Origin of the sequence: Paenibacillus nuruki (assembly GCF_001721045.1) — a bacterium.
GTDB classification, from domain to species: Bacteria; Bacillota; Bacilli; order Paenibacillales; family Paenibacillaceae; genus Saccharibacillus; species Saccharibacillus nuruki.
Genome location: NZ_MDER01000001.1, coordinates 41,106 through 59,838 on the forward strand (window position 1 = coordinate 41,106; position 18,733 = coordinate 59,838).

Annotated in this window: 19 protein-coding genes and 2 tRNA genes; 6 read left to right on the forward strand and 15 right to left on the reverse strand. The window is 39.4% G+C overall.

The window, feature by feature from the left end; all coding sequences use genetic code 11:
* Positions 1 to 32: 32 nt before the first annotated feature.
* On the reverse strand, positions 33 to 923 hold the full coding sequence (locus tag PTI45_RS00195; protein ID WP_425415560.1) for a hypothetical protein: 891 nt from the start codon (positions 921 to 923) through the stop codon (positions 33 to 35).
* A 274-nt stretch (positions 924 to 1,197) separates the two neighbouring features.
* On the opposite strand from PTI45_RS00195, the gene PTI45_RS00200 reads away from it, so the two are divergent.
* A tRNA-Arg gene (locus PTI45_RS00200) sits at positions 1,198 to 1,271 on the forward strand.
* Between the two features lie 110 nt (positions 1,272 to 1,381).
* Here PTI45_RS00200 and PTI45_RS00205 read toward each other — a convergent pair.
* Together PTI45_RS00205 and PTI45_RS00210 are read right to left on the reverse strand one after the other, a co-directional pair.
* The gene (locus PTI45_RS00205) at positions 1,382 to 2,617 is read right to left on the reverse strand and encodes a DUF438 domain-containing protein (protein ID WP_069325535.1); all 1,236 of its coding nucleotides are present in this window, start codon (positions 2,615 to 2,617) and stop codon (positions 1,382 to 1,384) included.
* A gap of 189 nt (positions 2,618 to 2,806) precedes the next feature.
* On the reverse strand, positions 2,807 to 4,099 hold the full coding sequence (locus tag PTI45_RS00210) for a Gfo/Idh/MocA family protein (protein ID WP_069325536.1): 1,293 nt from the start codon (positions 4,097 to 4,099) through the stop codon (positions 2,807 to 2,809).
* A 195-nt stretch (positions 4,100 to 4,294) separates the two neighbouring features.
* Between PTI45_RS00210 and PTI45_RS00215 the strand changes: the two genes are divergently transcribed.
* The gene (locus PTI45_RS00215) at positions 4,295 to 5,182 is read left to right on the forward strand and encodes a helix-turn-helix transcriptional regulator (protein WP_083243268.1); all 888 of its coding nucleotides are present in this window, start codon (positions 4,295 to 4,297) and stop codon (positions 5,180 to 5,182) included.
* A 1-nt stretch (position 5,183) separates the two neighbouring features.
* On the opposite strand, the gene PTI45_RS00220 is transcribed toward PTI45_RS00215, so the two are convergent.
* Complete coding sequence (locus tag PTI45_RS00220) at positions 5,184 to 5,729, reverse strand: GNAT family N-acetyltransferase (RefSeq protein WP_069325537.1); 546 nt, start codon at positions 5,727 to 5,729, stop codon at positions 5,184 to 5,186.
* Positions 5,730 to 5,816: 87 nt separating this feature from the next.
* Between PTI45_RS00220 and PTI45_RS00225 the strand changes: the two genes are divergently transcribed.
* A complete protein-coding gene (locus tag PTI45_RS00225; RefSeq protein WP_069325538.1) occupies positions 5,817 to 6,326 on the forward strand; it encodes a MepB family protein in 510 nt (169 codons plus the stop codon).
* Between the two features lie 88 nt (positions 6,327 to 6,414).
* Here PTI45_RS00225 and PTI45_RS00230 read toward each other — a convergent pair whose 3' ends face one another.
* Together PTI45_RS00230 and psiE are read right to left on the reverse strand one after the other, a co-directional pair.
* Positions 6,415 to 6,855, reverse strand: coding sequence for a hypothetical protein (locus PTI45_RS00230; RefSeq protein WP_069325539.1), 441 nt, complete (start codon positions 6,853 to 6,855; stop codon positions 6,415 to 6,417).
* A 39-nt stretch (positions 6,856 to 6,894) separates the two neighbouring features.
* Entirely contained in the window at positions 6,895 to 7,314 is a 420-nt protein-coding gene (gene psiE / locus PTI45_RS00235) for a phosphate-starvation-inducible protein PsiE (protein ID WP_137223589.1), read from the reverse strand.
* A gap of 274 nt (positions 7,315 to 7,588) precedes the next feature.
* On the opposite strand from psiE, the gene PTI45_RS00240 reads away from it, so the two are divergent.
* On the forward strand, positions 7,589 to 7,936 hold the full coding sequence (locus PTI45_RS00240; protein WP_069325540.1) for an aegerolysin family protein: 348 nt from the start codon (positions 7,589 to 7,591) through the stop codon (positions 7,934 to 7,936).
* A 104-nt stretch (positions 7,937 to 8,040) separates the two neighbouring features.
* Here the strand turns inward: PTI45_RS00240 and PTI45_RS00245 are convergent.
* A tRNA-Arg gene (locus PTI45_RS00245) sits at positions 8,041 to 8,114 on the reverse strand.
* A gap of 295 nt (positions 8,115 to 8,409) precedes the next feature.
* Between PTI45_RS00245 and PTI45_RS00250 the strand changes: the two genes are divergently transcribed.
* Positions 8,410 to 10,287: a FapA family protein gene (locus PTI45_RS00250; RefSeq protein ID WP_069325541.1), complete on the forward strand. Its 1,878-nt coding sequence runs from the start codon at positions 8,410 to 8,412 to the stop codon at positions 10,285 to 10,287.
* A 69-nt stretch (positions 10,288 to 10,356) separates the two neighbouring features.
* On the opposite strand, the gene PTI45_RS00255 is transcribed toward PTI45_RS00250, so the two are convergent.
* From PTI45_RS00255 to rph, 7 genes are all read right to left on the reverse strand, one after another.
* Entirely contained in the window at positions 10,357 to 11,241 is an 885-nt protein-coding gene (locus tag PTI45_RS00255) for an STM4011 family radical SAM protein (RefSeq protein ID WP_069325576.1), read from the reverse strand.
* A 2-nt stretch (positions 11,242 to 11,243) separates the two neighbouring features.
* Positions 11,244 to 12,554 carry an STM4012 family radical SAM protein gene (locus PTI45_RS00260; RefSeq protein ID WP_245703384.1) on the reverse strand — a complete coding sequence of 437 codons (1,311 nt, stop codon included), beginning with the start codon at positions 12,552 to 12,554 and terminating at the stop codon, positions 11,244 to 11,246.
* A gap of 138 nt (positions 12,555 to 12,692) precedes the next feature.
* The gene (locus PTI45_RS00265; protein WP_069325543.1) at positions 12,693 to 13,481 is read right to left on the reverse strand and encodes an STM4013/SEN3800 family hydrolase; all 789 of its coding nucleotides are present in this window, start codon (positions 13,479 to 13,481) and stop codon (positions 12,693 to 12,695) included.
* Between the two features lie 13 nt (positions 13,482 to 13,494).
* Positions 13,495 to 14,811, reverse strand: a complete 1,317-nt coding sequence (locus PTI45_RS00270) for an STM4014 family protein (protein WP_069325544.1) — start codon at positions 14,809 to 14,811, stop codon at positions 13,495 to 13,497.
* Positions 14,812 to 14,821: 10 nt separating this feature from the next.
* Entirely contained in the window at positions 14,822 to 15,673 is an 852-nt protein-coding gene (locus PTI45_RS00275) for an STM4015 family protein (RefSeq protein ID WP_069325545.1), read from the reverse strand.
* Between the two features lie 130 nt (positions 15,674 to 15,803).
* The gene (locus tag PTI45_RS00280) at positions 15,804 to 16,430 is read right to left on the reverse strand and encodes an XTP/dITP diphosphatase (protein WP_137223829.1); all 627 of its coding nucleotides are present in this window, start codon (positions 16,428 to 16,430) and stop codon (positions 15,804 to 15,806) included.
* 2 nt (positions 16,431 to 16,432) lie between these two features.
* Positions 16,433 to 17,191, reverse strand: a complete 759-nt coding sequence (rph, locus tag PTI45_RS00285; RefSeq protein WP_069325547.1) for a ribonuclease PH — start codon at positions 17,189 to 17,191, stop codon at positions 16,433 to 16,435.
* A 166-nt stretch (positions 17,192 to 17,357) separates the two neighbouring features.
* Here rph and PTI45_RS00290 point away from each other — a divergent pair, with 166 nt between their 5' ends.
* Entirely contained in the window at positions 17,358 to 17,942 is a 585-nt protein-coding gene (locus PTI45_RS00290; protein WP_069325548.1) for a phosphatidylglycerophosphatase A family protein, read from the forward strand.
* 89 nt (positions 17,943 to 18,031) lie between these two features.
* Here PTI45_RS00290 and PTI45_RS00295 read toward each other — a convergent pair whose 3' ends face one another.
* Positions 18,032 to 18,694, reverse strand: coding sequence for a hypothetical protein (locus PTI45_RS00295; RefSeq protein WP_069325549.1), 663 nt, complete (start codon positions 18,692 to 18,694; stop codon positions 18,032 to 18,034).
* Positions 18,695 to 18,733: the final 39 nt, after the last annotated feature.

Consider the following 18,733-nt stretch of genomic DNA (forward strand, 5'->3'; position numbering starts at 1 on the left):
TCCTTTGATGGTCTGGACTCTCTGTTCTTGGATCAAGAACGTGGCAATTGTCCTGACACAAATTGATGCATAGCGCGATAAGCTTGCTCATAGCGGAAGCGAATATTATCGGTTACGCCGTAGAGGAGACGGATGCTTTCTTCCTCCTTGGTGCCTTCTAGCGTCTCAGAAACGGTCTGGTGAAGAGCAGCTGCCCAAATATCCAATTCGGCATCATCACCTCTGACAATGTACTGATAATTCGAAGTACCGTAAGCAGCCATCATAAATTGTGACCATAGTTCCTGAGCAAAATAAAACAGATTAGGCGCATCGCTTTCTGTTTTATCAGCCACTCGCTCCAAAATCTGAATAACCGGTAAAGGAAACTCGGCTGGCTCTAAAGGAACATTTTCAATCTCAACTTCTATCCATTCATGATCACGTTCAAAGCTTACATTACCCAAATGTCCACGCCTGCGCAACGTTTGCAAAATACGGAACTGAATTAACGGATGTTGCTTACCTGTTTTTAACCAATCAATCAATTCATCATCGATCTTCGGTTGATCGAGATAAGATAATTGTTCAAGTGCCAACAACGTACGTTCGGTTACCGGCTGTTCCATCGCTGTTTCTAATAATTTAGATTCATAAGAATGGTCTGCTGATTGCTTCCCTTTAATACGATCTCGCATGATTGTATCACTATTTGTATAATTTTCTTCATCTGCTTGTTGATCCAAAGCACTACTTTCGATAGCGGCTTCTGGAAAACTCATACGTAGCCAGCCCAAAAGCGATTCCCACTCTTCCATCTGTTGCTCGCTTTGTCCCTGACAATGCAGTAAAAAATCCAGCAAAGCCATGGCTTCACCGTATCGTTCGGTCTCTAACATATTGGTTAATTCAATCTGATAAAAGTCTAGCGTTTTGGGAAACAAAATAACATTCCCTGATGATTCTGTATGTGAATTCGTTGAGTCCGTTATAATAGCACCTCCTACATTTCAATGCTAACTGTATAATGAATAGGATAAAAATATTCATGAATATTAAGATTTTATGATTATAACATAGCTTGTCTCTGCTTCAAAAAGTATGTAACAGTTCTTGAATGACTACATCACCATATTTTACAATCTAAAAAAAGTGTTGTCTTACTTATTAATGCTGTGCTATACTATTTTTGTTGCGCTTCAAACGCACATTCTATTTGTCTCAGTAGCTCAGCTGGATAGAGCAACGCCCTTCTAAGGCGTCGGTCGGGGGTTCGAATCCCTCCTGGGACGTAAAGAAAAGAAGTATTCTATATTTTATAGAATACTTCTTTTTTTTGTTTATTGATGTGTCTTTGCCGATAAAAACAGTTCTTTTTTATTATATAATTCATGCTACTGGTTTAGGATAAAATACGTTTTTGTCCTTCTAGTGCTTGGATCGGTTTGATATTTTGTGTGAATTCTAATGTTCCCATGTATTTACCTTCTTGATCTCGAATCGCAAAATAACGAATATAGATAAATTGATCTTTTAACGGAATCCAGAAATCTTCTATATCTTTCACGCCTGCTTTGAAATCTCGAAGCAATTCTTCAACGACATGAACACTTTGTGGAGGATGACAATTTTGTACAGTTCGACCGATCACAGCTTTGGTGCGAGCAAAGATTCGTTCTTTGCCATGGGAGAAATAACGAACCACATCATTTTCATCAATAAATGTAAGATCAACAGGTAAATGATTCATCATCAGCTCTAACTGCTGTATAGAAAGTATGCCTGTTTCGAGATGAATATAACCTGAACGTTCTTCAGTAGACTGTACAGGTAATGGCTGGCGGTCAGGCTTCCATTCATGTTCAGGATCAATTAAGCAAAATCCGATCTGGTCACTCTCCCGAGCAATCGATACCCATTCATCTTCTGTTAATTTATCCAGCGCCATAGGTAGTAAAATATGTTCTTCTTTGAAAATCATCTCACTGACTTCACGACTGACTTGTTCGATACAAGCAATCACTTGTTCTGCATTGCCCTTGTAATCGATCAGGTATTGTTTGGCTTCTTTGATCGCTCCACGAATCGCATCATCGACACCCCACATCACTTTGGTTGGTCCGAAAATGCCGTACTTTTCTAAAAACGGAAAAATCAAATTTTCTTTACGACTGTAATGCTTGTCCACATCATATAATAAACTTAAATCTTCCAGTAATTTAAGACGGTTATGCTCGTCATCTGATTTACGAAATTGATCTAGATGCAGACTGATTGAGAAATGCAATAAACGATCCAATTCTGCATTTTCTTTTTTTAATGTATACACAGGGTGTCCTGGTTGTTCTTCTGGTTGATGAGAACGATGAATATCTTGTATAGAGCCTTTGAAAATCGCTGCATGGACACTACATAATCGTTGTACCTCTTCAACAGGAATCCCTTCGTCTTCCATCAAGGATTGTTCCAAAATCGAAATTTCCTCTACCGTAATATCACCTACGGCTTCTGTAAATCTGGCTTTGACTTCTTCCGTACTTTTGCCTTGATGAAGTTCTTTGATAATTTCTTTAAGTAGTTGTTGGCGGTTGTTGTCTAACGAACTACGGTGTTCCCGGTTGTTAATTAATTCACTCATGATATCCATTCCTTCCGTATCGACCCTGCTTGATAATTCTATTATTAACTGAGAATTATTCTCAAACAGATCGTAACATGCGCTTAATACCAACGTAGTGATTGCAATCACTATCGATACGATTGACTGAAATAAGAAAAAGCCTTTCTTTTATCATCAAGAAAGGCAGGTGCATATCATGAATAGCTTCTATTGATTAAAATGAACCAAGCCATCGATTTTGACAGGTAAGCCGGTACGGATCGATTGATTAGCCGCTATGCCTGTTAAAATAGAGCGTGCTCCATCGACATGATCGGCTGCGCGGTGAAATGGATCTTCAACAGGCTCGCCGAATAAATCGTTCAGAAGAACAGGATCACCGCCACCATGACCGCCTTCTTTTTCTTCCACTTCTACTTCGTAGGCTTCCGCGAACATAGGGAATACTTTGATCGTTTTGCGCTTGAGAGCACCTTCGTCTGCTTTTTCTCCGCCTGCATTTACATAAGATTTCTCGACAACTTCCATTTCGATACGTCCTTTGGTTCCGTTAAAAGCGATACGGTATCCTTCCCACGGCATATACGCATTTAGAGAGTACGTGAGCATCGCTTTATTTTTGTACCGAACCACAACGCTCATCGTGTCCTCTATATTAATTCCATCTCCAAACACACTCTGATCTCGAATATAGCCGTCTTCATGTTCAGCATCCAGATACATCGCTTTTAGATTCGGATTGGTATCTAGTGGTAACGCAAACGGATCATTTTTAGTGACTTCGCTGCCTGTAGAACGTGCATAAAAATGAGTTTCTCCTCGTTCTTCTGCATTTTCACGTCCATAAAATAATAAGTCTCCCATAGCAAATACCGTATCCGGTTGTGAACCGATCCAGAAGTTCACCAGATCGAAATGATGAGTTGATTTGTGTACTAATAATCCACCGCTATTGCGCTTGTCTCGATGCCAGCGACGGAAATAGTCTGCTCCATGTTCGGTATTCAGCAACCATTCAAAATGAACAGAAGTCACATCGCCAATCGTGCCATCTGCAATCAATTCTCGTGCTTTGGTATGATGAGGAGCATAACGATAATTAAATGTCACACGTACTTTCTGACCGGTACGCTCTACTGCATCGATAATTTCCTGACATTTATGTTCGTCTACTGTCATCGGTTTTTCTGTGATCACATCGCATCCTAATTCCAGTGCTTTGATAATATAACGATGATGGGTACGATCGACACTGGTGACAATCACAACATCTGGCTGTTTGTCATGAATCATTTGCTCGAATTGATCTGCGGTATATAAATCTACAGCATGGTAATTGTATTTATTTTGTAATAATTGATTAGCATGACGTGCGCGAGTGCTATTGATATCACATAGTCCTACTAATTCTGAAGTCTCTCGGTATGTATTTGCTATAGCTCCATAGAAAAATTCAGCCCGTCCACCTGTACCTACCAATACATATTTTTTTAAAGTCATGCTGTTTTCCCCTCTCATCACTGTATAATTGGTTATCCAAAGAGTAGCAAATAAAGCATGATATTTCTCCGCAAATCTTGTTTTATTTCATATATACCGCTTATTTTGTTGTGATATACTTATTTTAAGAGAACGCTTACAGATATAAATATACATATTGTACATATAAGCTTATCCATCAGGAGGACGTGGAATATGAATCATGCAGATAAGACACGATCAAGCTTGACCGATACTCAGACTCCCCATTCACTCACGGTAGAATATGCAGGACGGAGCGATTATTTTGCGATGACCCATGAGCATTTTCATCCTCATTATGAAGTGTATATTTTGCTATCAGGGGAACGGCATTATTTTATACGAGATCAGATCTATCGTGTACAACAAGGAGATATTGTTTTTATCGCCAAAAATGAATTACATCGTACGCTTCCTGCTGAACTGCCTGAGCATGAACGTATTGTGATGTACTTTAATGATCATTTTGCTGAAAATCATTTTGCCGGACATAGTGCCTGGATATTGTCTTTATTTCAGTCCAAGCAACCTGTTTTTCATTTATCTGCACGAGAGCAATCTCATCTGAATCCTCTTATACAAAAACTATTGCGTGAGTTAACCGTACAAGCGCCGGGCTATGAATTATGTATGCAGTGTATTGTGACTGAATTATTAATTACCTGTGCTCGTCTCCATCGTGAGCAAGCTCAGCTCCCTGTCACAATCGGAACTGAAGCTCATCAGCATATGTCTGAAGTGGCTCGCTACATTAAGTCTCATTATCAACAGGAGATTTCGTTGCCTTTGCTCGCAGAACAATTTCATTTAAGCCCGTCATACCTCAGTCGTATTTTCAAAAAAACAACAGGATTCAGTATCACCGAATATTTGAATACTATACGTATTCAAGAAGCACAGCGATTATTACGAGAATCTGAGTTTAAAATTATTGATATCGCAAATATCGTAGGCTTCGGTAACTTTTCGCATTTCGGTAAAATGTTTAAGCATCTATCTCAGGTAAGCCCTCGTGAGTATCGGGACTCAGCCAAGCATCTGGGTATACAGATATCCAAATAGATTAGTGTATCGCTTGATGTTGTAGCCATTCTTTTTTGAGCAATGCATATTGAAATGTATTTTCGTATTTAGGAGTGCCATCTTCATAAGTGGTCATCGATACAAATTCAACAAAACAACCTTCTTGGCGCATATGGAATCGTTCACATAGTTTTTGTGATCTGTGATTATCATCTTCAACGTATGCATATAGTCTTCTTGCATCCATTTGTGTAAATAGATATGCTAGAAGCGCTTTTACACTTTCACTAGCATAGCCTTTGCCTTCACATCGAGCATTAAAATTCCAACCTATACAATAGGTATCCGGTTCTTCTTTTAACGCAAATAACTCTCCTATCAGTTCATTGCTTTCTTTCAAGCAGACTGCTATATAAGAATCATCTTTACTTCTTTTTTCAATTTTCAAATGTGCTTCTTGTAATGTACTGATCTTATCATCCAGAAAACAATTCACTCTCGGATGTCCTAGATATTCTAATAGACCTTCGGCATCTGCTTCAATAAAATTTCTCAATCGTAATCGCTCTGTTTCAATATTGTGCATGATTGTTCTCCTATTATTTTTTTGATTAGAACCTATGTATAGCATATCGTAATGCTATGCTACATTCAATTAAAGGAGCCTAAAGCAGTGAATGACTTTTATCATGCGCTAGCCTATGTCAATCAAATGATCTATATACCTAATCAATTCATAATCAAAGCTGTCCAAGCAGAAGCACAAAATGCAGATTATGGTGCAGGAATTTTTCAGTTAAATTCTAAATCTATTCGATTTCGAGTCGCAAAAATAACACCTACTAAGATCGGACAATTTGTTGCTTTTTGGGAAAAAGATGAGCATGATAAAAACCAACCTTTTTCATATGCAAAGGCTACAGATTTATTGGTGATCAATACGTTTACTAGCGATAATCATTGGGGGCAATTTGTATTTCCCAAAGAAGTACTTCTCAAACAAAACATCCTCAAAACAGCTACAACAAAAGGAAAAATGGCTATTAGAGTGTATCCTAAATGGGAAAAGCCTACTAGCAAACAAGCGATCGACACACAGAAATGGCAATTAGACTATTTTGTGGAGCTCAATGATTCGGATTGTTTAGCTATACCCCAGTTATTGAATCTATACACTACTTGAAATAGAATGCCTAAAAAAAGACTTCTATCTCCACCGATGGATACCATCGAAGTGTGAGGATAGAAGCCTTTTTGATTTCATACAGTTATTAAGCAGGTAACAAACCTCGTAAAGCTAGTGAAATAGTGCCTCCACCTTGCTCCAGCACAACCCAGTTTACAGCCAGCGCATTTTTTAATTGTTCGATCTGATCAGGACTAAGCTTGATATCATCTAAGCGACCTTCGCCTTCAGTATAATCATCATCTTCCTCAAGCAAAAATCGGTAATCCAACCACATTTTAAGCCCCTGAACCGTATTAAATGTAATTCGGTATCCCTCTTTGACCGCTTGCACTAAAGGTTCTCCATGCTCTGCCGCATAGGTGAACCATTCTTGAAAATCAGTCTGTGAAGAAGTGATCTGTTCCAATGGAGCTACGTCTTGACGCTCCAAAGCATCGATCAGTTGGTCTTGCGTTATTCCATCACGACGTAAGCGTTCTAGAATCAATGCAGTACGTTGTGACACTTTAACTTGTACACTCATGATGATTCCTCCAAGATTAGTGGTCAGATTGATGGTTCGTTAATGTTCGTCTCTTCGCATAACTTTCATATTGGCGAGTACCAGTGCACCTAGCAATACAGCAATCGAAATCGACCATAATAATGTATTCGATGCATTGGTGTAATCAATAATAATTAACCGAATAATCGCTGTAATACCAATATAGATAAAATAACGTAATGGGAAATGGAATCCACTTTTGAAATACTGAATAATTAATGCAATAAATTCAAAATACAAAAAGAAGACCAAAAGCTGTTCTGTAAATTCATAATCGGTTTTACCTACATCTGAATCAATAAACATAAAGCTAAAAATATACCATGTTTCTTTCAATAGAAAAAAGGTCAATGTGAAACCTACCAATACAAGGGTTACATTTAATATCCCTTGTAAAATAGCAGGCACTTTATAAACATAATTCATCCACGGTTTCAAGGTCATCCTCCTTATAGCTTGCTCATTTCAGCTTATTACTTGTTGACGATTGGATTATAAATATAGACAAAGATGTTGAATATTCATGCTGTATCTCTAGATTATACAGGCGGAATTGAGATGCCGCAATGAAACGATACAACGGTTTACATTCATATTTACATTTTACTTTTTATACCATTTATTACTAAAAATTTATTTATTGATTAATTCATACAATTAACTTATTATAGATTCTGCAAGCCCATCTTATACTAAGAGGAGTGATTTGTTTATGGCTCAACGCGAAGTACACATTTCTGTGATTAATGTAACGGATAGTGAATTGGTTTTGGAAAGTAAAACAAATTTGGCTCATGGTGAATGGGTTGTCTCCCCAACTAATGTCCCTAACAATGCAAAACCAGCTACTTTTGAAGCAGATTCAGATGGATTCGCTACGGGTGTAGAAGGTACGCTGTATTACAAGCTACCTCAAGGAGAGATCACTCTATATTTTGATGATCCGTATGTAGGTTCGGATGGATTTTCGGCACAAAGTAGTTCACCTGCTTACAATATACAGGTGATTGGTGGTAGTGGAAATGTATGTAATGTGACTTATCTAATTAGTAACACGTAAATAAAAAGATTTTTGAAGTGTATGCTCACTTATCTTTTTTATTTTTGTTATTAAACATAGAAAGAAGTCTCCCCATTTGAACAATGAGAAGACTTCTTTTTTTACGTCCCAGGAGGGATTCGAACCCCCGACCGACGCCTTAGAAGGGCGTTGCTCTATCCAGCTGAGCTACTGAGACAAATCAGATATGTATGCAACACAACATTACTGATTATACTCTATTATGTATTTAATTTCAAAAAAAATTATTATATACTTATAATTACCTGTTTTTTGTGTGCTATATGTGGTACTTTATATTCAATTATAAGTTTCAATTGGAAAAAAGTGGATTAATATACCTATATCGAATCTCCCACGCATACATACCTTTGTTACTTGCAAACGCTCCCACATCTTTTTCAATAATACCCTTGTCGGTTTCCTTTTCCTATAGCATTTGCCTACAATTGAACTGAAATGGAGGTATTCATATGGCTACACCCATCTCCGAAAAGGAACTGGGCTTACTTATTCATCGGATGAACTTAGACTCATCTTCTGATGCTGACGATCGTAAGTCTGGTCAATCATCTTATTCATCGAACGGTAATGGATGGATTCAGGTAGAGAATCATCAGATTATGGTGACTTCACCAGATGAAGGTAAAAAACCGGCTACGATCTGTGCAGTCTCTCCGTTAACCTTATTGATTAATGGTATTCCTTTAAATGGTGCGACTGAAGTCACTGAAGACGATATTATTACTTGGGATATAAAGTACCCGCCATTATTTGAAATCAAAGTCTCCCGCGACCGGATGGAAGCTGTATTGATTCTGTATTCGCGTGAAAAATATACATGGGAACTACAAGATGTACCTGCATCTGATCGTGCTTTTATTAAAGCCGCTCCCAATAAAGAACTTGTGATTGATGTGGTGAAATTCAACCATATTATTAATACGCTCGAAAAGCTAGGAATTCGCAAACATTTGGATACCGCAGCGATCATGGCAGAATTGGAACACCCTACTCATCAACCGGTAGTCGTTGCGCGTGGCAAAGCATCCACACCGGGCATAGATGCAAGACTAGAGTTATTTTTCCCTGAACAAGTGGAGACGATCTTCCATGAAATTGGTGGTGTGATCGATTATCGTAGCCATCGCCGCATCCCTTCTGTACATGAAGGAGACGTGATTGCGGTAAAACATGCGCTGGTTGATGGAATTCCCGGCTATGATGTGTATGGAGATATGCTTCCGCCTACACCTGCTCAAGATATTATTGTTGTTGCCAAAGACTCCACCGAAATGAACGATAAAGGTGAGATTATTGCGCTTGCTCCCGGTAGACCCCGTTTAACAGGTAAAAAAGTGCATCAATTCGATATTTCTAATGCTTTTATCGTAGAAGGCAATGTCGATCTAAGCACAGGTAATATCGTGTTTTCAGGAGATGTGATTATTCATGGTCATGTGACAGATCATATGATTATTGAATCACTAGGTAATGTCTATGTTCATGGAAATGTATACAACTCTACAATTACAGCGACAGGTAGTATTCTGGTGAAAGGTAATGTGATCAGCGGTCAATTGTACTCAGGCTACTTCGGTGTAATGTTCAATCGAATGTATATGGTCTCCAAGCAGCTCAAGCAAGAAATGGAACGCTTAGAAATTGCAGCTCAATTACTGAATAACGAAATTCGGGCTCGCAAGCAAACGGTGCGTTACGGGCAAGTCATTATGTTATTGCTCGAAAGTAAATTCAAAATCATTCCTGAACTGGCTCGTGAACTGTTACAAGTATTTGCTAGTATTCAGCAAGTACAGACTGAACAAAACGAACAGTTATTGCTCTTGCTTCAGCAAATTATTCAATCTGCTCAAGTAGCCGATGTCTTTTGTGAACAGACATTAGCACGTATGCGATTACTACTAGAACAATTACATTCGAATGTCGCCAGTATGCAAGAAACACAAGTGAGTATTGAAATGGCTCAGTGTCAGGGAGCTATTATCAAATCCAATGGTGATATTGTTGTTACCAAAGCAGGCGTGATTCAAAGTGAGCTGTATTCTGCTGGAAGTATTGCTTTTCTAGATGAACATTCAGTATGTCGTGGTTCTCAGCTAGAAGCGATGGATCGGATAGTAGCTCAAAATGTAGGTAGCGGTAGCAATGCACATTGCATTCTCAAAGCACGCACTCATATCTATGTGAACCAGATGCATAACGGCTGTATTATGATCGATAGCTATAAGTTGAATATTTGGGAAAAAGTCGAAAAACAGTTATTCACAATGGAATATATGTTAGCTCAACAAAAGATTCCTCAACAATCTACGTTGACTTCACCTTAAATACAATCTACCGATACAATAAAATTTCAAAACAAAAACCGGTAATGGATCATCTCCATTCCGGTTTTTTTAGATGTGTACAGGCTTGGCTAGATTACGATATGATTGAGGCACACGTTCTAAAAGACGTTCTCCATAAAGCGAGGCAAACGGTTGATCTTTCATATGAATATATCCAATATAACAACCGCATGTTTTCATCTGACACGGACGTTCTTGAGACAACTGCTCTAATGAATGTCGATACAAATGTCCAATCACTCGCTTATCCTGATAACAACGCTTCACAATTCCTGAACCCTGCACATAAAAAACATGCTCGCCTGCACGACAAGCTTGTCCAAGACTATCATAATCTTGCAAATTATCTCTAAAATAAGGATCGATTCCGCTTAATTCTTCAATCTCTGCTTCGCTATAATACCGTGGACGATCTTTGAATGCATTCACCCACACATATACATCTTCAGGTAACTTGGCTCGTAATTGATGAATCGCTGGAAAAGCTTCACGTAGACCGACTGTACCTGCACTAAACACAATCCCTTGCTTATACAAAGTCATCCCTTGTGCAATAAATCGGTCTTCACGTACTTGCCCCGGATGGTATGTTGCCCAGAACGAAGCTTTGGCTGGATTCAATTGAGCAGTCCAATCTAATTTGACCGATAGATTCGTCTGGATAGCCACTTTAGTAATATGAGACATATGAGATAACTCAATCATCGCTTCACGATACCAAGCATGTACCAGCGCTTCTCCATACGGATTGAAAAAGATAGACAGTTGATGACCTGCATACTCTTGTTGACGTACCCACTCCATAAATTGTGCTAATTGCTGGCGATCTTGCATCAGTGTTTCTTTGCTATCGACAGTTTTGCTAAATGGACAATAAGGACAACTATAGTTACAGGAAGATAATTTACCACGATAATAAATAGTCGCCTGCATACTCATGAGCCTACATATCCTTCCATCAAAGCATACACATCTTCAGAAATAAACCAATCTCCTATCCCATCGGAGTAAGCTAGCCCTTCGGTCGTCAATTGTAATACCTGTGGTTGATCCTCATTGTCGATCAGTTCTGCCATCCCTGTCCAGATCAAGTTCTGCAATTCTGGAAAATGCTCAAGTGGCGAAGCACCAAAACGTGCTACATAATCGGCGATCGTCAATCCTTCACGGTGTAAAATAGCTTTGAGAATAAAGCGACGCTGACGTTCTTCTAGATTAAGCACAAATCCATAATTCGCCTGATCATGACGATCTGCGGTGACATAATCTTCGATAATACTGCGTGTTGTAGCGGCACTCACTCCATAATGAGAAGCATAGTGTACATTTTGCGTATACGAACGTGCTCCGCATCCAAGCCCTGCCATCCCTTCTTCCTGACAGCTATACGGCAATAATGACTTAGAGGAAGATAATGGCTTAGCAAAACGTCGCATCGAGTACTGGGTGTATCCAGCGGCTTCTAAGCGAGTACGAGCAGCATGATATAACTCCAAGCGGATATCTTTTTCCAGCCCTGTATGTCCCGGCTTTAATATCGTATTTTCACGAATATATAATGGATAAATAAAGATCTCACCGGGATCATATGATAATGCTTGTTCTACCGAATATAACCATGTCTCTATCGTCTGCTCCGGTAATCCATAGATCAGATCCACATTGAGTAACGGAAAATCATAATCGACTAACATACGTAATGCTTCACGTACTAACTCCGGCTTTTGTGGACGGTAAATCGCTTTACTTTCAGATTCGACAAAGCTCTGAATTCCCATACTCACCCGATCCGTTCCACGACGCTTTAGAATCTCTAAGCGTTCAGGTGTTACGGTATCTGGCGAAGTCTCTACAGAAATGGAAGCATGTCTAGGATCAAGCCCCATAATATTTTCAGCAATATCAAATAATCGATTCAATTGATCAGGCTGTAGTAATGTAGGCGTTCCTCCACCGATCGCAAATCGTGAAAAAGGTCGTCTCGCTACTAAAGGTGCCCATTGCTTGGCTTGACGTTCTAGCGCATCCACATATTGTTCATGTACATCTACCCGCTTATCAGGCAACGTAAATAAATTGCAAAATCCACAACGAGCACCACAAAATGGAATATGCATATATAGAAAATAACTTTCCAATTGTTCTTGCTCCCATAATGATTGCAAATCATACGGTGGATCAAGTTCACGATAGGCAGTCTTATGTGGATAAGAGTAAAGATATGAACGATAAGGAGCACTCTTCATCTGTTGTTCCCATTCCTGCAACGCTGGTGTCCATTCTGCTGGTGGAAGAGCATGGAGCGGTAACTGCAATGATTCCGAATTCATAAGGCTACACTCCTTTTTGATCAATAACAGATGAATTGTACTAAATTCACCTTTTTATAATATAAATTCACGATAAGGCACGTTCCAGACCACTTCGTGAGCTAAACGATGCCCTTCGTACCCATCTTCTCCATACGCTGTTCCATGATCGGAAAAGACCAGACATAAGGTCGGTCGCTTCCGTTTGCGAAAAGCAGCAAACAAACGTCCTAATTCTCCATCAACATAACGGAGTGCCGCTCGCTGAGTCTCGATTGAATCTTTGCGAATATGATTAGGAATAAAATAATGATTCGGTCCGTGAATAGCAGATACATTGAGAAATAAAAATAAACGTTGCTCTAGATCAGCTCCGTCTAACAATTGTAACGCATGATTCACTTGATGTTCTGTAGATCGTGGATTCGTCACTCCGAATGTCATTCGCCAATAACTTTCTTGAAAATAAGCAGGCAACACTTTGGCTAACTTATTCTTTTTGGTAAAAAAGATTACGCCACCGATACAGATCGTTCGATATCCTTCTTGCGCTAATCCCGATACGATATCAGGAGCATCAAACAACCACGTATACGGATGAGTACGAAATCCACTATGCTTCCCGTGAAAAAGTCGAATATGCGAATCTTTATCCGTATTCGCAGGTGTAGGTAAAAATCCGCCGAAAAAAGCATGATGAGCCGCATACGTAAAACTGCCTGGACTATGACGCTTTTCCCATCCACCACTTGCACATAGATGAGGGCAATTGTCTTCTTCTAGCTTTGCCACATCATAGCGCAGTGTATCCAGTGTGATCATTAAAATATCGTGTGTACCTACAATTTCATTCATATTCATCATAACGCTAATCCTTTCATATACACTCATGCTCCAACCATTGCTGTAATTCCCACGCATAAGTGCCTAACCCTTGATGCTCTACATAATAAAGTAAATCTCCAAATGGATTCATATCAATGATATACGGATGTCCGCCACTACTTGGAACCAACACATCTATACCTGCGCAAAATGAATTTGGAAAACAATGCAAACCTGCCGAAGCAATATGTTGAATCTGCAATACTTGCTCAGCAGATAGATGAGATTGATCGACCAATAAGCGCTCATTACGCAAATGTAAATTCGTGATTGGCGTGTGACTTAACCGCATCACAGCATGACCTGATTCATAGCGGCAGACCAACTGACGAATATCATAAGCTTTGTTTTGCCAGCTGTCTTTGCTAATCCATCGTTCCACATGCATACCTTCTCGCCCTAACCAATCGATGATCTGCACAATTGTAGCTGAATCTGTATAACGACGTAATCTACCTGAATTATAATAAAAAGGTTCATGGCCACTATGATCAATCCCTATAGTGGTCGTTGCAATCTCTGCACCTGTACGAGGATTATATTGATAAGCAATAACACCTGAAGCCGCAGAGCCACAGAATAACTTGATAAACACGCGATAAATTCGATGTTGCTCCATCGATAGACGCAACTGTTCATAATTACTCTGTTGCCCTAACAGATCAGGCACAAGTGGCGGAACCGCTACACCTGCTGCATGTAGCCATTGATGACAACGCCTTTTATCGAACATTACCGCAATATCAGCAGGATCATTCATCCACTGAGCTTGCGGTAATAGTATAGAAACTTCACGCTGAAGCCAAGATAATAACCGACAATACCCGCGAAACCACTGAGCAGGATACCAGATACGTCCATGTTGAGGCTGTAAACGGCGAGCTTCTGTTGCTGAAATCAAATGCCCTACCGTATATGCATCTAAAGGGACTAAACGATCATCTATATCCCCTTCTGCATCTGATGCACCTAAAGCAATCAATTCACGTTCCACAGCAAAATGATCACCCGGTGCATCCAGACGCAATAATAACGGCACTTGATGTGAAATAGATGATGCTACCTCAATAGGATGAGACTGATGGGACTGTCTCTGAAATACCGCTTGCAATAGATCATCCAGAGATTCTCCAACACGAATCGTATGCAGTATACGAATATAAGGAACAACCAATGCAGAAGAGAGATGATGATGCGCTCTTGCTTGTTGCCAGCCAGCTGTCCGCTTATTATTTGGATTACCAAATAAAATACAAGCAGACGCAGAAGCTAACCATTGTTGATAGGAAGATGATGGAGATCTATTCATATATCATTCATTACTCCGTCAGTGCAGGATAACGCCATTCGTACTCGCCATCTTCGTCTACTTCTTGTTGGTCTCCTGTATCCACAGATAAGCCTGTATCTTTCCAACGTTTAATCATCGTATCCGACATATAATGATAATTTAAATTCAAATGTTTAAGCTTTTTGACCGCATCACTATTAATAAGGGCTTCTGCCCCTTTATCAGATAGTGTTCCATTCGATAAGTCGAGCGTATCGAGTTGCTCAAGTACAGGCGCATTTGCGGCTGCGATAGCGATCTCATCTTGAATTTCACTATCGGTTAGACCTAAATATTTTAATTTAGGAAAAGGATTCTGATTCAAAAATGGCAAAATATCTTCGATCGAACCATCAAATCCATAATCTTCTACTCCTAAATATAAAGTAAGTGTTGTTAATTCAGGCAAATGCGCATTATAAATCTCATTCAAAACCGATTTGGGCAAGCCTCCGCAAATAATAGTTAATGTATGTAATTTATCATGATGTAAAGGTTCTAACGATAAGCCTGTACTTCCTTGAATCGTAAACGATTCAATCTGTGGATAAGCAGCAAGTAAAGGACCAAGATTGGTCTGATTGATCCAAGACACTTCACATTCTTCTGATGACATATCGCCAATATATAGACTTTTTAAGTTCGGTAATAGGGGACTCGCTTCAATCAGAGCTGGAATAGCATCATCCATTGTATCTTCATAAGCTGCACCCCAATCCCCAATAATCAGACTGGTAATTCCCCGACAAGGCTCTGGATCACTCACCAGTCCTGTGATCAAATCTTTTAAGCGTACCCCTTTTTCATTCTGATCATAATCAACTGAGAATTTCACTTCCATACATAAACCCTCCTCGAACTAGATTTCTTTTATTTTATAACACAGATAATACTACAATCAAAGTAGGATATATATACATTTAATATAAAAATAGCTTAACCCGTCTCATACAGGTTAAGCTATTTTTGATTTAAGTATTCAGATTCAATTGATCGACTAATTTACGCAAAGCTTCACCACGATGGCTAATCGCTTGCTTTTCTTCGATCGTTATATCTGCCATTGTTTTGTTATGTGTTGGCAAATAAAATAATGGATCATAACCAAAGCCTGCATTTCCAGAAGGTTGAGAAGTAATCCAACCATCCACCGAACCTTCTGTGGTTATAGCTAACCCTGTCGCTGGATCGTACAATACCAGACAACATACAAAACGTGCTGTACTCAGTAAGGTCTGATCGGTATCTTCACCCATCTGCAATCGCTCTAGTGCATCTAGCAACTTGGCATTATTATCTGCATCTGTAGCTGATTCGCCTGCATAACGAGCCGAATAGACACCCGGTGCCCCATCCAAGCGATCCACACATAGCCCTGAATCATCAGCAAGTACAGGAATACCTAGAGCATCACCAACTGTTTTGGCTTTTTTCAGTGCATTCTCTGCAAATGTTGCTCCATCTTCGACCACTTCAGGCAGATCAGGATAATCAAACATACTGCGTACTTCTTTACCCAAAGAAGCTAGAGCATGTGTAAACTCTCTAACTTTCCCTTTATTCTGAGTAGCAACAACGACAATAGAGCTACTCATCATATTCATACTTGTGTACCTGCTTGACCCGAATTGATTTTCAAAGCGATCGGTCCTAGAATTTCTTTTTGCATAGCGATCATTTTCTCAATACCTTCACTACCCAGTGCAAGCAATTGATCCAATTCGTCACGTGAAAATGGACGTTCTTCACCTGTACCTTGAACTTCTACAAATTGTCCTCCACCGGTCATGACAACATTCATATCGACTTTGGCTTTGGAATCTTCTTCGTAGTTCAGATCCAGTAATGCACGATCTCCTACAACACCTACACTTACAGAAGCTAAATAATCTGTAATAGGGAATTTAGTAAATTTATTTTGAGCTGATAATTTGTTCATGGCAATCGCTAAAGCGACAAAAGAACCTGTGATTGAAGTGGTACGTGTACCTCCATCCGCTTGAATCACATCACAATCGACTGTGATTGTACGTTCTCCAAGAGCTTGTAGATCAATCACAGAACGAAGAGCACGTCCAATCAGACGTTGAATCTCCATCGTACGTCCGCCTAATTTACCTTTAGCGGCTTCACGTTGGTTACGGGTATGTGTAGCACGGGGTAACATAGAGTATTCTGCGGTTACCCAACCTTTACCCTGACCTTTCATAAAGTGCGGTACACGTTCTTCCACAGATGCCGTACATAATACTTTGGTATCGCCTACTTCAATATATACAGAACCCTCTGCATATTTGTTCACGTTCGGTGTTATCGTTAACGGGCGTAATTCGTTGGCTTGTCGTCCGTCTGTTCTCATAAATGGTTGCCTCCTGCGTCATATTCACCTTCTTATTCTAACAAACCTAACTTGTAAAAGCATCCTTATCTGACGATTGATTCTAACGTTGATGAGGAACCGTGAGATTTTCACAAAAAATAAGGTTAATACTACATAACGTTATCTATGAAAGAGGTGTCTACTCATGGAATCCAAACCAAGCAAAGTTCCTTATAATCTAAGTAGTCTAAATGTAGAACAAGCCACGAGAGAATGGTTGCTTAAACGTGGGGTAACGATTTTGGAAATAGCTGATATTGTGATGTTTCTACAAAAAAGTTATTATCCTTCACTTACGATTGAAGAGTGTGTAGAAAGCGTAGAAAAAGTACTGCTCAAACGCGAAGTACAGAATGCTGTCTTAACGGGTATTCAACTGGATATTCTTGCAGAAGAAGGAAAGCTTATCTCACCTTTACAAGAAATGATCGAAAATGATGAAGGTCTGTATGGTGTCGATGAAATTTTGGCATTTGCGATTGTAAATGTATACGGAAGTATCGGCTTCACCAATTACGGTTATGTGGATAAATTAAAACCGGGCGTTCTCGCACGATTAAATGATAAAAGTATCGGACCAATCCATACGTTTTTTGATGATATTGTAGGTGCGATTGCAGCAGCGGCAAGTAGCCGGATTGCGCATGGTAAATATAAAGAACAAGATCCCGCTGTAGATACGACCAATACTGAACTGCCTGAAGATGATGAACCGAAGCAACCAATGTAAATCTAACAAAAAAACTCTGACTCCCTAGTATGTTAAAAGGGGATCAGAGTTTTTGCTTAGGATAATTGTTATACCTATTGGAATACATTTTAGAATCCTTTGGAATGAAATAATGAAGAATCTGGTTTGGATTCTGTCTGTACATTAGATGAGGAGTGATGACCGACTTTGATATCAGGGCTAACCCACCAGTGTTTGCGTTCACGTCGTCTTTTGCTTTCTCCTGACATAAATTGCAATACGAATAGCCAGATTAAACATAACCCTGTAAATACATAAAATAAATGAATCGATATAACGCCTGAATCATTGCGAGTCAATAATCCAGATAATAACAACAATTCTAATACGGGATACAATAATACCGAAATAAAACGGTGTGAAGGATGATGATTACGGCGTTGCCAGAGTAGAATAGCCGGAATCACATAAGCCAGAGTGATATAGAAAGCAATCAGCGCACAACCATTTGCCAAACGCCCTGAAGCAGTAGTAAATGGAATAATAGCAGCAGACCATCCTTGATGAATCATTATGTTCACCATACTGGTGAGTCCTTGAATAATACCTACACCAAGTCCCATATAGACCATCGTATTACGGCAACGATACCAGACAGAACGGTACTTTTCTTGTATCATAGACATATTACTAAATATTCCGATGACTGCACCAATAAGCAGTAATAAATAAGCAAGGAATCGCAATCCTTCGACTGTGATATCCAATATCGTTCCATTTGTGCTGAACATGTTAGATGCCCCTTTCACGTTTCGGGGTGTTGACTAGAC

Bases quoted from the DNA above. Each gene is read 5' to 3' on its own strand.
- PTI45_RS00260 (WP_245703384.1), bottom strand. From the start codon at position 12,554: ATGAAGAGTGCTCCTTATCGTTCATATCTTTACTCTTATCCACATAAG.
- PTI45_RS00210 (WP_069325536.1), bottom strand. From the start codon at position 4,099: ATGACTTTAAAAAAATATGTATTGGTAGGTACAGGTGGACGGGCTGAA.
- PTI45_RS00270 (WP_069325544.1), bottom strand. From the start codon at position 14,811: ATGAATAGATCTCCATCATCTTCCTATCAACAATGGTTAGCTTCTGCG.
- PTI45_RS00205 (WP_069325535.1), bottom strand. From the start codon at position 2,617: ATGAGTGAATTAATTAACAACCGGGAACACCGTAGTTCGTTAGACAAC.
- PTI45_RS00230 (WP_069325539.1), bottom strand. From the start codon at position 6,855: ATGAGTGTACAAGTTAAAGTGTCACAACGTACTGCATTGATTCTAGAA.
- PTI45_RS00295 (WP_069325549.1), bottom strand. From the start codon at position 18,694: ATGTTCAGCACAAATGGAACGATATTGGATATCACAGTCGAAGGATTG.
- PTI45_RS00250 (WP_069325541.1), top strand. From the start codon at position 8,410: ATGGCTACACCCATCTCCGAAAAGGAACTGGGCTTACTTATTCATCGG.
- PTI45_RS00290 (WP_069325548.1), top strand. From the start codon at position 17,358: ATGGAATCCAAACCAAGCAAAGTTCCTTATAATCTAAGTAGTCTAAAT.
- PTI45_RS00215 (WP_083243268.1), top strand. From the start codon at position 4,295: ATGAATCATGCAGATAAGACACGATCAAGCTTGACCGATACTCAGACT.
- PTI45_RS00220 (WP_069325537.1), bottom strand. From the start codon at position 5,729: ATGCACAATATTGAAACAGAGCGATTACGATTGAGAAATTTTATTGAA.
- PTI45_RS00275 (WP_069325545.1), bottom strand. From the start codon at position 15,673: ATGGAAGTGAAATTCTCAGTTGATTATGATCAGAATGAAAAAGGGGTA.
- PTI45_RS00240 (WP_069325540.1), top strand. From the start codon at position 7,589: ATGGCTCAACGCGAAGTACACATTTCTGTGATTAATGTAACGGATAGT.
- PTI45_RS00280 (WP_137223829.1), bottom strand. From the start codon at position 16,430: ATGATGAGTAGCTCTATTGTCGTTGTTGCTACTCAGAATAAAGGGAAA.
- PTI45_RS00265 (WP_069325543.1), bottom strand. From the start codon at position 13,481: ATGATGAATATGAATGAAATTGTAGGTACACACGATATTTTAATGATC.
- rph (WP_069325547.1), bottom strand. From the start codon at position 17,191: ATGAGAACAGACGGACGACAAGCCAACGAATTACGCCCGTTAACGATA.
- PTI45_RS00255 (WP_069325576.1), bottom strand. From the start codon at position 11,241: ATGCAGGCGACTATTTATTATCGTGGTAAATTATCTTCCTGTAACTAT.